Origin of the sequence: Caryophanon tenue, from assembly GCF_001700315.1 — a bacterium.
GTDB lineage: Bacteria > Bacillota > Bacilli > Bacillales_A > Planococcaceae > Caryophanon > Caryophanon tenue.
This window is the reverse complement of sequence record NZ_MASJ01000041.1, coordinates 1-14,105: the sequence shown is the minus strand read 5'-3', so window position 1 is coordinate 14,105 and position 14,105 is coordinate 1. Positions and strand designations below refer to the sequence as shown.

The window sequence follows — 14,105 nt, the reverse complement described above, 5'->3', positions numbered from 1 at the left end:
ATTGCCATCTATTTGACAGGCGATTTTAATGTTACATGATTTTTCAGACACGAGAACATTATTTTCTCATTTTCCACTTATTATGCGCATTCTATAAAAAGTGATATACTATAATATTATGTTTATAAAATAAATGTTTCACACTATTTACCGCCATCAAAAGGATTCATGTATCTAGTAACATAGCGTGAGCATGACCTCATTTTAACATAAGAAAGACCCTGAAACAGAAGTATAATTCCAATAAACGCCAAAAATATTCAATGATAAACAGTTGATACGTCGTCGTTAAACGAAGAGCGGACTTCTGGCAGAACAGTACGAGCGAGAGAGTAGATGTGACACACTTCCTGTTTGCCTCCGTACCGAAAGAATTGCCCGCTTGAAAATGTGCGGCGACGAAAGCAGAAAAGTGTTAGGAGAAATTTCATCATTTCTCCTAACACTTTGTTTGTTCTCAAGCTCTTTCTTATGCGTTTAACATCGCTTCATTTCTTACTGTTGTGACTGTGCGATTGCTTGTTCTAAATCGGCAATAATATCACTAACGGCCTCTAATCCAACAGAAATTCGCACTAACTCCTCTGACACACCTGCAATCGTAAGTTCTTCTGCACTCAGCTGCTGGTGCGTTGTCGATGCTGGATGAATAATTAATGATTTCGCATCGCCTACATTCGCAACATGCGAGAATAATTGAACTGCATCAATTAATTTGCGACCTGCATCACGCCCACCTTTAATGCCAAATGTAATAATCGAACCATAGCCGTTACGTAAATATTTTGTCGCCAATGCATGGGATGAGAAGTCTTCAAAGCCGTTATAATTTACAAATGATACTGCCTCATGGTTACGTAAATACTCGGCAATTTGCTGCGCATTTTCGTTATGCTTCGCTACACGTAAATGGAGCGTCTCTAAGCCTTGTAAAAAGTTAAAGGCTGCATCTGCACTCAATGTTGGCCCGAAGTCACGTAATAACTGCACACGTAGCTTTGTCGCGAATGCTGCACCAGCTGCATCAATGCCGTAACGAATACCATGATACGTTTCATCAGGCTCTGTAAATCCAGGGAAGCGCCCTTGTGTCCAATCAAACTTCCCTGCATCGACAACTACCCCGCCAATCGTCGTTCCATGTCCACCAATCCATTTTGTCGCAGAATGTACGACAATATCTGCACCAAAGTCAATTGGGTTACAGCCATATGGAGACGGGAATGTATTATCAACTATAAGCGGTAAACCATGCTCATGCGCAATCGCTGCGACCGCTTCAATATCTAGAATCGTTAACGCTGGATTCCCCACCGTTTCTGCATAAATTGCTTTTGTATTTTCAGTAATAGCACGACGGAAGTTTTCTGGGTCACGCTCATCAACAAACGTTGTTGTGATGCCATAGCGTGGCAATGTTGTCGCAAATAAATTGTATGTACCGCCGTACAATGAACCTGCTGATACGATATGGTCCCCTGCGCCTGCAATATTTAAAATTGAAAATGAAATCGCCGCCATACCAGATGACAATGCTACTGCCGCTGCACCTTTTTCTACAAGTGCTACACGCTCTTCAAATGCACCGACTGTTGGGTTCATAATACGCGAGTAAATATTGCCTGGCTGCTCTAATGCAAATAAGCGTTGTGCATGCGCTGTATCTTCAAATGCGTAAGCCGTTGTACGATAAATTGGTACAGCAATCGCACCTGTTGTTTTGTCTGGTTGTTGCCCACCATGCAATAAAATTGTTTCAGGTTGAAATTTTGTCACTGTATGTCTCTCCTTTTCAATTCCTAGTTATTTGGTTTGCTTTAACTACCGTACCAAATATCTTTTCACGGCGCAATATATTTTTCTAATTTTCAGTTTTTTAATTTCGTGGTATACTACTTCATACGTTTTATTGAATAGGAGTGGGAACATACATGAACGCAACATATTTCCAACAACGTGAAGAAACATTAATGCATTATCGAAAAGCAGATTTCGCATCGCTGTTAACGGAGGATTTCGTTGAATTTGGTGCTTCTGGTGCACGGTACACAAAAGCGCAACAGCTTGAAGCGCTCGATGATGTTGGCATAGACACCCCACCATTTTATATTACGCATTTTCACTTACATATGCTTGCTGATACAATCGCACATATTACATATCAAACAACACGAAAATCAGACGGTGCGTGTGCTAACCGCAGCTCTATTTGGCGCTACGAGGATAATACTTGGCGCATGTGCTTCCATCAAGGTACACCGATGGAATAATAGTTGAAGTACAAATAAGAGTATGGGACAGAACCCTATTTCTGATGAAAATGAGTGTATGAAGATGATAAAAATATCCTTTAGCAGTTATCATTGCTGAAGGATATTTCTTTTTGTCCTAATCTCTTTCTTTTCATCACTTCCGCTCGCGATAAAACTTCTACAAATAAAAAAACCATTTCCCAAGAGTTCATCTCGGGAAATGGTCATGATGTTACACATAAATAGTGAGCATTCACTTAGGTATGAAAACCTCGTTCCAACAGACAATGGTTCAAAAGCTAAAACCACCACGTCCTGTGGAAATTACATCATACCGCCCATGCCACCCATGCCGCCCATATCAGGCATTGCTGGTGCTGCTTCTGGAATGTCTGCGACAACCGCTTCTGTCGTTAAGAATAAAGCGGCTACAGATGTTGCGTTTTGTAGTGCTGAGCGAGTAACTTTCGCTGGGTCAACTACACCTGCTTCGATCATGTTTACCCACTCGCCTGTTGCTGCGTTGAAGCCAATTCCTGCTTCTTCTGTGCGTAGACGGTGAACGATTACTGAACCTTCAAGACCTGCGTTTTCAGCAATTTGACGTACTGGCTCTTCTAATGCGCGTAATACGATTTTCACACCAGTTGCTACATCGCCTTCAACTTGCTCAAGTACTGCGCTTACTGCACCGTATACGTTTAGTAATGCTGTACCACCACCTGCAACAATTCCTTCTTCTACTGCTGCACGCGTTGAGTTTAATGCGTCTTCGATACGTAATTTACGCTCTTTTAATTCTGTTTCTGTTGCGGCACCAACTTTAATCACCGCTACACCGCCAGCAAGTTTCGCTAAGCGTTCTTGTAATTTTTCTTTATCGAATTCAGACGTTGCCTCTGCCGCTTGAGAGCGAATTTGTGCGATACGACCTTCAATTGTTCCTTGGTCACCAGCGCCTTCAACGATTGTTGTATTGTCTTTTGTCACAACCACTTTCGCCGCGCGACCTAAAGATGTTAAGTCAGCTGATTTTAAGTCTAAACCTAAATCTTGCGTAATTACTTGACCACCTGTAAGGATTGCGATATCTTCTAACATTGCTTTACGACGGTCACCGAAGCCTGGTGCTTTTACTGCTACTGCATTGAATGTACCGCGTAATTTGTTCACTACTAATGTTGCCAACGCTTCACCTTCAACGTCTTCCGCAATAATTAATAATGGACGACCTTGTTGTACAACTTGCTCTAACACAGGTAGTACTTCTTGGATGTTTGTAATCTTTTTATCTGTAATTAAAATGAATGGGTTATCAAGAACCGCTTCCATTTTATCTGTATCTGTTACCATGTAGTGAGATGCGTAACCGCGGTCAAACTGCATACCTTCTACTACGTCTAATTCTGTTGTGAAACCTTTAGACTCTTCGATTGTAATAACGCCGTCGTTACCTACGCGCTCCATTGCTTCAGCGATTAATTGACCAACTTCGTCATCTGCTGCTGAAATAGCGGCAACTTGTGCAATCGCTTCTTTATTTTCTACTGGACGAGAAATATTTTGTAATTCTGTTAATGCCGCTGCTACTGCTTTATCCATACCTTTACGGATACCAACAGGGTTTGCACCAGCTGTTACGTTTTTTAAACCTTCACGAATCATCGCTTGTGCTAATACTGTTGCCGTTGTTGTACCGTCTCCAGCGATTTCGTTTGTTTTTGATGCAACTTCCGCTACTAATTTTGCGCCCATATTTTCGTATGGGTTTTCTAATTCGATTTCTTTTGCGATTGATACACCGTCATTTGTAATTAATGGTGAACCGAATTTTTTCTCAAGTACAACGTTACGCCCTTTAGGCCCTAATGTTACTTTTACTGCGTTTGCTAATTTATCTACACCTTGTAGCATTAATGAACGTGCTTCTTCAGAGAATTTAATATCTTTAGCCATGTGAAAGTGCCTCCTGTAATTTCGTTTTATCTATTATGAGTTATGAATGTGTTAAGTAAAGCTACGGATGCCAACGAGACATCCATAGTTATAAATTATTCTGCGATTGCTAGAACGTCTTTTTCGCTTAAAATTAAATATTCTTTTCCATCATATTTAACTTCTGTACCTGCGTACTGAGAGAAAATGATGCGGTCGTTAACTTTAACATCAAGTTCTACACGTGTTCCGTTATCAAGCACACGACCTGTTCCAACAGCTACAACAACACCTTGCTGTGGCTTTTCCTTTGCTGAGTCTGGTACGATGATACCAAATGATGTAGTTTGTTCTACCTCTTCTAACTCGATAATGATGCGATCACCTAATGGTTTTAGCAAGTGAAACAACCTCCTAGAAATAGTTTATGTAGTTTTATTAGCACTCTTAGCAGTTGAGTGCTAACACAATTATTATAATAAATAAATTACAATCATTTTGCAACAATAAACCCCAATTTTTTATGAATAATTAAAAAATGATTTTCGTTGGTTTAAGGAACAATCATTTGATTTATGTATGCATTCCTCTACAATAAGAAAAGTGACACTCGAAAGGATGTGCGTTATGGAACAAGCTATACAAAAGCCCAAAATGACCGCAATTTGGGTCATTTTAATTTACTGCGCCATGCAGTTTTCCGGCATCGTATTAAATATACCTGCCATTTTAAATATATTTCTTGAAGCGAGCGGTTTGCAAGGACAGGAAGCACGCATTTGGGCAGTCGGTATGTGGAATACAGCTGCATTCGCGATTGCTACGGCGCTAACATTATTTATTACAAATCGAGATAAAGATTTTTGGAATATTTTCAAGGGGCAACAACAGGCATCGCTTGGTGAAACGATAGGATGGGGCTTTGCTGGTTTTATTCTTGTCATGTTCGCACAGTATATTGCCATTTATATCGAAACATTAATCGGCATTCCACAAGGCTCAGACAATACGGCAACCATTATGGAAATTTCAAAAATTGCGCCTGCTATGCTTTTAGCAACGGTTTTATTCGGACCAATTTTAGAAGAAATTTTATTTAGACGTATTATTTTCGGTTCATTCGTTGGACGCTTCGGCTTTATTATTGCAGCGCTCATCAGTAGCTTTGTATTTGCGGTCATCCACTTTGACTTTGCACATATTTTAATTTATGTCGCATGTGGCTTTACGTTTGCATTCGTCTATTACAAAACGAAACGTATTTTAGCGTCGATTATTACGCATATTTTAATGAACGGCTTTGTCGCCCTCTCAATCTTCATCGTGCCACAACAAGCAACGATTTTATTCCCGTGGCTATAGCGGTCATATAAAAAGGACTAGCGTGACGCTAGTCCTTTTTTTATTTATTCGCTGCTTCAATTTGTCGTCGTTGCTCAGCAAGTGCTTCTTCAATCAATTGACGCTGCTCTTGCTCTCGCAGTTCCTCATCACGCAGTTGCTGCTCGTGTAAACGCTGTGCCTCTGCCTTTAAAAACTTACGATAACCTACACGTGAAATAATAATGCTCACTTCATATAAAATGAATAGCGGTACACTGACAATAAGATGCGAAATCAGTTCCGGTGGTGCAATAATAGCCGCTGCGACAAATAACGCAAAATACGCATACTTTCGCATCTTCACCATTGTGTCCGGATTTAATACACCAATCCTCGCTAAAAACAACAACACAACTGGCAGCTGAAATAAAAAACCAAATGGTAATGTTAATTTAAATAAAAATGAAAAATATTCGTGGATACCAATTGTTTGCGTAATGTCGAGACGATTTGATAATTCAAATGTAAAACGCATCACAAACGGAAATAATACATAATACGAGAACGCTAGGCCGCCAAGAAACAATAAAAAAATAAACGGTATATACGCTAGCGTTGCTTTCTGTTCTTGCTCATGTAAGCCAGGTCGGATAAATGCCCATAATTGGTAGAGCAACACCGGCGATGATAAAACAAATGCAACAATAAAAATAACTTGAAAATAAATTGCTAACGGATCGAGTGGACTAAACGCATTAAGTGTTAACTGCTGTGCTTCATCGCTATATTGAATATAACGAATAATCGGTTCTGCAATAAAAAAACCTGCGATCATCGCTGCAACAAAAAATAACGCAACGGTAAATAATCGTTTACGTAATTCTTCTAAATGTTCAACGACAGTAAGTTCACGGCGTTCCATTGCATTATCCTAGCTTTTTCTTCTGGTTGTCGTCGTCATCGTCGTCTGCCAAGCCTTTTGTTGCATTTTTAAATTCACGAAGTGTCGAGCCCATCGCTTTTCCTAACTCTGGCAATTTTTTCGGACCAAAAATTAATAGCGCAACTACCCCAATGATGATTAGACTCATAGCACTAATACCACCCATTGCACCCACCTCCTCTGTATTCTCTTTTATCATACTCCTTTCTGCTCGATTTTGCACAGTTTCTCTTTAACTATTTTGAATTTTCTTTATTCAAAAAGCCCTCGACCATAAAAACAGTCGAGGGCATATTGCGTAAAGCAAATATTAACTATCCGCTTGATTATTACGTGCTAAATAAATAAGTGCTTGTAACTCTAGTGATAAATCAATATTCATCACATGCGTTGATTTCGGCACATCCAAACGTTCCGGTGTGAAGTTCATAATGCCTTTAATCGGAATTTGGACTAAACGGTCTGTAATAGCTTGTGCTGAACGTGACGATACCGTTAAAATGGCCAACTCAACACCATATTCCGCAATCTTTTCTTCTAATAACTCCGGTGGAAATACTGGGATATCACTTACATATGTACCTTCTAGTGGTGCTTTTGAGTCGAATGCGACAAGTATACGTGTATTTTGTGTCTTCGAGAAATTGTATTTCAATAAGGCATTCCCTAAATTTCCGACACCAATGAGTGCCACATTCGTCACTTCATTTTGGCTAAGTGTCTCACGGAAAAATTCAATTAAATACTGTACATCATAGCCGTAGCCTTTTTTCCCTAACGCACCAAAATATGAAAAATCACGGCGTATCGTAGCAGAATCAATTTTCATTGCCTCACTTAACTGCTGTGACGAAACACGCTCTTGGCCTTCTGCGGCAAAGTTTTGTAAAAAACGATAATAGAGCGGTAACCGCTTCGTTGTCGCTTGTGGAATTTTTGCTTCTTGTTTCACTGCAATCCTCCTAAAAAGTCGTTTCAATATATGTCAATTTTTTGTGTGTCGTCAACATTATTAAAAATTGTAACACATATCCTCTGTTTTGAAAGGTGCTCAACTATATTTTTTCAATGCATCGCAAACATTGCCAACCCCTAGCGATATCCGATAAACTAAGGAAGAACTGAGGTGTAAAGAAATGATTGTTTTACAAGTAAATCAATTATATAAATCATTTATTGCAGATGAAATTTTAAGTGGCGTGAAGCTCGAAGTACAGCACCGAGACCGCGTCGCTTTAGTCGGCCGTAATGGCGCAGGGAAATCAACCCTTTTAAAAATTATCGCTGGGCAAATGTCATACGATTCTGGGGATATTATTATTCCAAAAGACGTGCGCATCGGCTATTTAGAACAACATGCAGGTATTGACTCTGCACTCACAATTTGGGACGAAATGATGACCATTTTCGAGCCGGTTCGCAAAATGGAAGCAAAACTACGTCACTTAGAACAACAAATGGCAGAACGTTATGATGATGACAAACTATTAGCGGAATATGACCAGCTACAGCACGACTATAAAGCAGCTGGTGGCTATCAGTATGAGGCAGATACACGTTCTGTCCTGCACGGGATGCAGTTCTTTCCAGAAGATTATACGAAGCATATTACGTCACTGTCAGGTGGTCAGCGTACGCGTTTAGCACTTGCGAAGCTACTATTATCAAAGCCGGACCTACTGATTCTTGATGAGCCAACCAACCATTTAGATATCGAAACATTAAGCTGGCTGGAAAACTACTTAAAAGGCTATGACGGTGCGATTTTAATTGTGTCACATGACCGTTATTTCCTCGACCAAATTGTGTCGATTGTCTATGAAGTATCACGCCATAAAGTGAGTCGCTATGTTGGAAACTATAGTGCCTATTTAGACGAAAAAGCGAAAAATTATGAACGTGATATGAAAACATTTGAACGCCAAATGGATGAAAAAGCAAAGCTAGAGGCCTTTATTCAAAAAAATATTGCGCGTGCATCTACAACAAAAATGGCACAATCACGTCGCAAACAATTGGAACGTACGGAATGGATGGATGCACCAGATGGCACTGAAAAATCCGCAAGCTTTGGCTTTACGATTGAACGCCAAACGGGGAATGATGTACTAACAATTGATGACTTAGCAATCGGCTATCCTGGCAAAGAAATTTCGAAAAATATTACGATGCGCGTCTACCGAGAAGATCGCCTTGCACTCGTTGGGCCAAATGGTGTTGGGAAATCGACACTATTAAAAACCGTTGTGAAAGATTTAGATGCTTTTCATGGGACAGTACGCTACGGTTCAAATGTACAAATCGGTTACTATGATCAGGAACAAGCAAAGTTAAACAGCAATAAAACCGTTTTACAAGAGCTATGGGATGAATGGCCACTGCTGAACGAAAAAGATATTCGTTCAACACTCGGACAGTTTTTATTTAGTGGTGACGATGTTTCAAAAATCGTAAACTCCCTATCTGGTGGCGAAAAAGCGCGTTTAGCACTCGCAAAATTAATGATGCAAAAAGCAAATGTACTGATTCTCGATGAGCCAACGAACCATTTAGACTTAGACAGTAAAGAAGTGTTAGAAAATGCGCTCATTGACTACCCTGGTACACTATTATTCGTGTCGCATGACCGTTACTTCATTAACCGTATTGCGAACAAAGTCATCGAATTATCAAATGACGGTGCATTTGAATATTTAGGTGACTACGATTATTACGTCGAAAAGAAAATCGAGCTAGAAGAAATCGCTGCTGCCAAGCTTGCTGCAGCAGGAGCGCAACAAGTAGCGTCTACACAGACGAAGCAAACGACCTCAACAATTGATAAAGATGCAAAAAAACGTGAGCGTCAAATTCGTCGTGCCATTGAGGAGCTAGAGCAACAAATGGCGACATTTGACGATACAATTGCTGAGCTGGAAGAACAATTATGTGACCCTGAAGTATTCTCAAATCACGAAAAAGCTTTTGCTGTGCAAAGCAATTTAGACACGCAAAAAGAACAACGTGAAGAAATAGAAATGCAGTGGTTAGAGCTAAGTGAAGAATTGGAGCAGTTTTAAATAACGCCTTATGCACTAAAAAGGAACGTCTGAGTACTATTTCTCAGATGTTCCTTTTTTACTTTCTTACAATAACATTTATATGTGCGTTGTTCACATGGACAGCATGACACAAAAACAGTCGTATTTCATACTATTTTTATATTTTTGTTGTAGTCTGATGCTCTCTATCGTTTTCCACATACTTATCCATTATTTTGTAAAAAAAGTGACAAATAGCGCAATTTCAAAAAGTTATACACAAGTTATCCACAATTTGTGTATAAGTACGCATGTTCCCTCTTGACAACATCACCTGACGTGTCATATTTTGTGGATAATTTTTCAGAAAAATCGTGCCATTTTTAACATCGTGCATAAATTAGTAAATAGTGAACATAATAGAGGTCTTACATTTACTTTTATTTTTTCACATAAAAAGCGGCATATTGTCAAAAGACAATATGCCGCTAAATATTATTTTACCCAACTAGTTAATTCCATGCCTGGGCGACCATTCATCGCTAAATTGCCACGAACACCTGCTTCATACATATAATGAGCCGCTGCACCAATCATCGCTGCATTATCGGTACATAAATGAAGGGGTGGCACATAAAGTGGAATACCTTCTTGTGCAAACGTTTGCTCTAATGACGTACGTAAACCTTTATTCGCAGATACGCCGCCTGCTGCAATTACTTGCTTCACATCAAACTGACGCGCAGCACGTAATGTTTTTGCAGTTAATACTTCTACGACACTATCTTGGAAACCTTTTGCGACTTGCGCTGGAATAATTTCTTCCCCGCGTTGGTCCATATTATGCTTATAATTAATCACCGCTGATTTTAAGCCACTAAAGCTAAAATCATATGAGCCTTCTTCTAACCATACACGTGGGAATTTCACAGCTTCCGTCGCCTCATGAGCTAAGCGGTCAATATGTGGGCCGCCTGGATATGGTAAATTCAGCACACGTGCTACTTTATCATATGCTTCACCTGCTGCATCATCGCGTGTTTCGCCAATTAGCTCAAAGTGACCATGTTCTTTCATGAGAACAATTTCCGTATGACCACCGGATACAACAAGTGCTAACAGTGGAAATTCCATCGGCTGCATTAAGTTATTGGCATAAATATGCCCCGCAATATGATGTGTCCCAACAAGCGGTAACTGATGAGCAAATGCAAACGCTTTTGCCGCGTTAATACCGATTAATAATGCCCCGACAAGCCCTGGACCTTCTGTTACTGCCACTGCTGTTAAGTCACTCGGTGTCATATTTGCTTGTGATAACGCCTCTTCAATAACAACGGTCATTTGCTCTACATGATGACGTGACGCAATTTCAGGAACAACGCCACCGAAGCGTTTATGACTATCAATTTGTGATGATACGACATTTGAAATAATGTCTGTACCATTTTTAATAATTGCTGCTGCTGTTTCATCACAGCTTGTTTCAATTGCTAAAATATATGTTTCCATTATAAGTTCACCCACATTACAAGCGCGTCTTCACCGTTATCAGCATAATAGCCTTTACGTAGCCCGCCGTCTTGAAATCCTAACTTCCGATATAAATTTTGTGCCACCATATTTGTCACACGTACTTCTAAACTCATGACATCCATCTGTGCTTCTTTCGATACGCGCATGGCTTCGCGCATTAATGTTTCACCAACACCACGCCCACGCATCTGTGCAATCACTGCCACATTCGTAATTTGCGCAGCATCAATCACGTTCCATAAACCACAAAAGCCGACAATCTTTCCGCCCTCTTCCGCTACTAAATAATGCGCATATTGATTTTCGTTCATTTCATAATAAAACGAGTCTAACGTCCACGGAGTTGGAAATGTTGCGACTTCAATATCGTGTACAGCAGGGACATCACTGACCGTCATTTTACGATACGTAATCATTTTTTTTGCTCCTTTATCCAGTTCGCCTCTGCTTCTGCAATACGTTTATATTGCGGAACGAAATGGTGTGTCGCTTCAAGTGAAGGCATATCCTTGTCAGCTGCAATTGCTGCAATTTGTGAAGCACGTGGTAAATCTAACACACGTGGCGCACGCACTGCTAAATGCTCAAGCTGCTGCTCAATTTTTTCCCAATACATATCGACATCTGTTCCAATAAATAATACTGGACGCGCAAACGCTTTGAGCTTGATGAGTAAATCATCAATTGACTCATGTGTATCCACCATAATTTCCTCAAGCGTTAATCCTTCATATAAGGCTGTATATACGTGCTGACGACGCGCATCCACAATCGGACAGATTAACCCGCCAAAAAGGCTTGCATTCGCTGCAAGCGCTTGTAAGCTTGATACACCAATTAGTGGCTTTCGTAATGTCCAGGCTAACGTCTTCGCAATCGTTACACCGATACGGACACCTGTATATGAGCCAGGACCTTCTGATACAGCAATAACATCAATATCGGCTGGCGTTAGTTTTGCCATTTGTAGCACTTGCTCAACAGCGGGCATCGCGCCAATTGAATGTGTCGTTTTATTATGTTGCGTCAACTCTGCAATCACTTTACCATCGCTTACGACAGCGACAGAGAGTGGTGCATTTGCGGTTTCAATTGCTAAATAGATCATTTCATTAACTCCTCACATAAACGCTCATAACGCGCTCCTCGTGGCTTTATTTCGATACGACGCTCCGTATCTCCTTCACGATAAATTTCCAACTCTAAACGTTCACTTGGTAAATCTTCTTCAATATACTGTGCCCATTCAATCACGCTTACCGCATCCCCATAAAATAACTCATCCCAACCTAAGTCCTCGTCACTATCCCCTAGGCGATATACATCTAAATGATTAAATGGTAAGCGTCCTTCATACTGCTTTAAAATCGTAAATGTTGGACTACTTACTGTGCGTGTAATCCCTAAACCTTTCGCTAAAGCCTTCGTAAATGTCGTTTTCCCTGCACCTAAATCACCTTCTAATGTTATCACATCTGAAGCTTGTAATAAATTGGCCAAACGCTCTGCAAATGCTGTCGTGTCGTCCAATGACGCAATATGCTTTGTATAATTCATCATGTACCCTCTCTACTCTCAAAATTCAATACTCCTAGTGTACCTAAATATGTGTAAATGTTCAAAATGAATCACTTCAAAATACGCTTTTTCATAAATCTGTTATACTAAGAACGTAGAATCTAATTTTGAGGTGAACCCATATGAAAGTAAATTTATTCCGTGATGGCGAAGAAATCGCAACGATTAACGGTACTGACATTGTATGTGACGATAATAAATTACGCGAATGTCTCTTTGCTATCGTCAACAATTACGAAACAAGCTCATTCCCATCACATTTAAACAAAGAAGATTTATTATTTGATTCAATCAAAGGCTTTGCTTCAATGAATGCCATTGATGTAGAACGTGCCTAATATTAAAAAAACGCGCCCCATTGCTGGGCGCGTTTTTTCTATTCAGATGCTGCATCCGCTGTTTCTCCATCAGCTTCCTCAGTAACTGCATCTAAGCCTCGTTTAGAATGACCATGAATCATTTGTTGTTCTTTATTTACAAGCTGCCCATTATCAAATGTCACTTCGTATAACTGTGTCATTGATATTTCATCACGCCAAATATAAGTGCTGTCATCTTCTTTCTCTCCTGCACCTCGCGCAATTTGTGCAACCTCTTCATATGTCATGCCTTCTTCTAGTTGTTCAAACTCTTCTGCGTTCATATGACGTTGCCAACTATATTTATTCGAATCCTCAATTTCTTGAATTGGGTCTCCACAAGCACTAACAAATACTACACCAAGTAAGACTACACCTAGTTTATGTAGTTGATTTCTCATCATCATATTTCCTCCATGAATAATGATTTATGTATACCTTTATTAATACCCATGCTTTAAAATTACTAAACGATAACCAGTATTTATTTGTGAAAAATTGCTCAGTATTTATTGAAAAAGAAACATGCATCAAGCGTTTTAAAATAAGTACGTCTTCATTTTTACGATATATTCACTAAGAGCTCATCAAACGATGTAAGTATATGGAAGAATATAGAACATTCAATTTCCATGTATTAAGACAACATGAGCGAAATAGTGACGTACATGTTGGATATATAACATCTAAATATATAAATTTATTATATGGAAGTATGCAAAGCATGGCGTTACGAAGTATTTCTGAAACAGAAAGCCTCGTGTAAATAACCTATATAAAATTTACAAAGCGCAAGTCTTGAATTAGAAGAGCACATATAAAGAGTACCAATATGCTACAGATGTACATAAAGCAGATGTGAATAGATGATGTAAACTACATCTTTCAAAATAAAAAAGCTGAGTAAACATTTTAGTGTTTACTCAGCTGAATAGTTTATATAATGGCGGTCCCGACCGGGATCGAACCGGCGATCTCCTGCGTGACAGGCAGGCATGTTAACCGCTACACCACGGGACCAATTAAGACATTTATTATTCTACTATTTTTTTAATGATAATACAAGTGCTTAAAGAAAAACGAGATACGAATCAAGTTCGTATCTCGTTCTTTGCGAAGCGACGTCCTACTCTCACAGGGGGAAACCCCCAACTACCAT

15 protein-coding genes and 1 tRNA gene are annotated in these 14,105 nt (G+C 39.7%); 4 read left to right on the top strand and 12 right to left on the bottom strand.

What is annotated here, in order from left to right; translation table 11 throughout:
- Positions 1-495: 495 nt before the first annotated feature.
- Positions 496-1,776 carry an O-acetylhomoserine aminocarboxypropyltransferase/cysteine synthase family protein gene (locus A6M13_RS15165; RefSeq protein ID WP_066548437.1) on the bottom strand — a complete coding sequence of 427 codons (1,281 nt, stop codon included), beginning with the start codon at positions 1,774-1,776 and terminating at the stop codon, positions 496-498.
- Positions 1,777-1,931: 155 nt separating this feature from the next.
- Here A6M13_RS15165 and A6M13_RS15160 point away from each other — a divergent pair, with 155 nt between their 5' ends.
- Entirely contained in the window at positions 1,932-2,270 is a 339-nt protein-coding gene (locus A6M13_RS15160; RefSeq protein WP_066548436.1) for a nuclear transport factor 2 family protein, read from the top strand.
- A gap of 306 nt (positions 2,271-2,576) precedes the next feature.
- Here A6M13_RS15160 and groL read toward each other — a convergent pair whose 3' ends face one another.
- Together groL and groES are read right to left on the bottom strand one after the other, a co-directional pair.
- Positions 2,577-4,208: a chaperonin GroEL gene (groL, locus tag A6M13_RS15155; protein ID WP_066548435.1), complete on the bottom strand. Its 1,632-nt coding sequence runs from the start codon at positions 4,206-4,208 to the stop codon at positions 2,577-2,579.
- A gap of 95 nt (positions 4,209-4,303) precedes the next feature.
- Positions 4,304-4,588, bottom strand: coding sequence for a co-chaperone GroES (groES, locus tag A6M13_RS15150; RefSeq protein WP_066548433.1), 285 nt, complete (start codon positions 4,586-4,588; stop codon positions 4,304-4,306).
- A 226-nt stretch (positions 4,589-4,814) separates the two neighbouring features.
- Here groES and A6M13_RS15145 point away from each other — a divergent pair, with 226 nt between their 5' ends.
- Positions 4,815-5,549, top strand: a complete 735-nt coding sequence (locus tag A6M13_RS15145) for a CPBP family intramembrane glutamic endopeptidase (protein WP_245669357.1) — start codon at positions 4,815-4,817, stop codon at positions 5,547-5,549.
- A 40-nt stretch (positions 5,550-5,589) separates the two neighbouring features.
- On the opposite strand, the gene tatC is transcribed toward A6M13_RS15145, so the two are convergent.
- The 3 genes from tatC to A6M13_RS15130 all read right to left on the bottom strand — a co-directional run bounded on the left by tatC (position 5,590) and on the right by A6M13_RS15130 (position 7,405).
- On the bottom strand, positions 5,590-6,432 hold the full coding sequence (tatC, locus tag A6M13_RS15140) for a twin-arginine translocase subunit TatC (protein WP_066548428.1): 843 nt from the start codon (positions 6,430-6,432) through the stop codon (positions 5,590-5,592).
- A gap of 4 nt (positions 6,433-6,436) precedes the next feature.
- Positions 6,437-6,619, bottom strand: a complete 183-nt coding sequence (locus tag A6M13_RS15135; RefSeq protein ID WP_066548421.1) for a twin-arginine translocase TatA/TatE family subunit — start codon at positions 6,617-6,619, stop codon at positions 6,437-6,439.
- 144 nt (positions 6,620-6,763) lie between these two features.
- Positions 6,764-7,405, bottom strand: coding sequence for a redox-sensing transcriptional repressor Rex (locus A6M13_RS15130; protein WP_066548420.1), 642 nt, complete (start codon positions 7,403-7,405; stop codon positions 6,764-6,766).
- A 184-nt stretch (positions 7,406-7,589) separates the two neighbouring features.
- On the opposite strand from A6M13_RS15130, the gene A6M13_RS15125 reads away from it, so the two are divergent.
- Positions 7,590-9,512, top strand: coding sequence for an ABC-F family ATP-binding cassette domain-containing protein (locus A6M13_RS15125; RefSeq protein WP_066548419.1), 1,923 nt, complete (start codon positions 7,590-7,592; stop codon positions 9,510-9,512).
- A gap of 456 nt (positions 9,513-9,968) precedes the next feature.
- On the opposite strand, the gene tsaD is transcribed toward A6M13_RS15125, so the two are convergent.
- Genes tsaD through tsaE form a run of 4 tightly spaced genes read right to left on the bottom strand, consistent with a single transcriptional unit; the run spans position 9,969 to position 12,566 of the window.
- Positions 9,969-10,985 (bottom strand): tRNA (adenosine(37)-N6)-threonylcarbamoyltransferase complex transferase subunit TsaD, encoded by a 1,017-nt coding sequence (gene tsaD / locus A6M13_RS15120; RefSeq protein WP_066548417.1) that lies wholly within the window; start codon positions 10,983-10,985, stop codon positions 9,969-9,971.
- Complete coding sequence (gene rimI, locus A6M13_RS15115; RefSeq protein ID WP_066548416.1) at positions 10,985-11,425, bottom strand: ribosomal protein S18-alanine N-acetyltransferase; 441 nt, start codon at positions 11,423-11,425, stop codon at positions 10,985-10,987. The genes tsaD and rimI overlap by 1 nt, the downstream gene beginning before the upstream one ends.
- On the bottom strand, positions 11,422-12,117 hold the full coding sequence (gene tsaB / locus A6M13_RS15110; RefSeq protein ID WP_066548414.1) for a tRNA (adenosine(37)-N6)-threonylcarbamoyltransferase complex dimerization subunit type 1 TsaB: 696 nt from the start codon (positions 12,115-12,117) through the stop codon (positions 11,422-11,424). The genes rimI and tsaB overlap by 4 nt, the downstream gene beginning before the upstream one ends.
- Positions 12,114-12,566: a tRNA (adenosine(37)-N6)-threonylcarbamoyltransferase complex ATPase subunit type 1 TsaE gene (tsaE, locus tag A6M13_RS15105; RefSeq protein WP_066548412.1), complete on the bottom strand. Its 453-nt coding sequence runs from the start codon at positions 12,564-12,566 to the stop codon at positions 12,114-12,116. The genes tsaB and tsaE overlap by 4 nt, the downstream gene beginning before the upstream one ends.
- 143 nt (positions 12,567-12,709) lie before the next feature.
- Here tsaE and A6M13_RS15100 point away from each other — a divergent pair, with 143 nt between their 5' ends.
- Complete coding sequence (locus A6M13_RS15100) at positions 12,710-12,925, top strand: hypothetical protein (protein ID WP_066548409.1); 216 nt, start codon at positions 12,710-12,712, stop codon at positions 12,923-12,925.
- Positions 12,926-12,963: 38 nt separating this feature from the next.
- On the opposite strand, the gene A6M13_RS15095 is transcribed toward A6M13_RS15100, so the two are convergent.
- Both A6M13_RS15095 and A6M13_RS15090 read right to left on the bottom strand, forming a co-directional pair.
- Positions 12,964-13,350 carry a hypothetical protein gene (locus tag A6M13_RS15095; RefSeq protein WP_066548407.1) on the bottom strand — a complete coding sequence of 129 codons (387 nt, stop codon included), beginning with the start codon at positions 13,348-13,350 and terminating at the stop codon, positions 12,964-12,966.
- Between the two features lie 540 nt (positions 13,351-13,890).
- Positions 13,891-13,966: transfer RNA gene (locus A6M13_RS15090), tRNA-Asp, on the bottom strand.
- Positions 13,967-14,105 lie beyond the last annotated feature (139 nt).

Bases quoted from the DNA above. Each gene is read 5' to 3' on its own strand.
- A6M13_RS15160 (WP_066548436.1), top strand. From the start codon at position 1,932: ATGAACGCAACATATTTCCAACAACGTGAAGAAACATTAATGCATTAT.
- groL (WP_066548435.1), bottom strand. From the start codon at position 4,208: ATGGCTAAAGATATTAAATTCTCTGAAGAAGCACGTTCATTAATGCTA.
- A6M13_RS15145 (WP_245669357.1), top strand. From the start codon at position 4,815: ATGGAACAAGCTATACAAAAGCCCAAAATGACCGCAATTTGGGTCATT.
- tatC (WP_066548428.1), bottom strand. From the start codon at position 6,432: ATGGAACGCCGTGAACTTACTGTCGTTGAACATTTAGAAGAATTACGT.
- A6M13_RS15135 (WP_066548421.1), bottom strand. From the start codon at position 6,619: ATGGGTGGTATTAGTGCTATGAGTCTAATCATCATTGGGGTAGTTGCG.
- A6M13_RS15125 (WP_066548419.1), top strand. From the start codon at position 7,590: ATGATTGTTTTACAAGTAAATCAATTATATAAATCATTTATTGCAGAT.
- tsaD (WP_066548417.1), bottom strand. From the start codon at position 10,985: ATGGAAACATATATTTTAGCAATTGAAACAAGCTGTGATGAAACAGCA.
- rimI (WP_066548416.1), bottom strand. From the start codon at position 11,425: ATGATTACGTATCGTAAAATGACGGTCAGTGATGTCCCTGCTGTACAC.
- tsaB (WP_066548414.1), bottom strand. From the start codon at position 12,117: ATGATCTATTTAGCAATTGAAACCGCAAATGCACCACTCTCTGTCGCT.
- tsaE (WP_066548412.1), bottom strand. From the start codon at position 12,566: ATGAATTATACAAAGCATATTGCGTCATTGGACGACACGACAGCATTT.
- A6M13_RS15100 (WP_066548409.1), top strand. From the start codon at position 12,710: ATGAAAGTAAATTTATTCCGTGATGGCGAAGAAATCGCAACGATTAAC.
- A6M13_RS15095 (WP_066548407.1), bottom strand. From the start codon at position 13,350: ATGATGAGAAATCAACTACATAAACTAGGTGTAGTCTTACTTGGTGTA.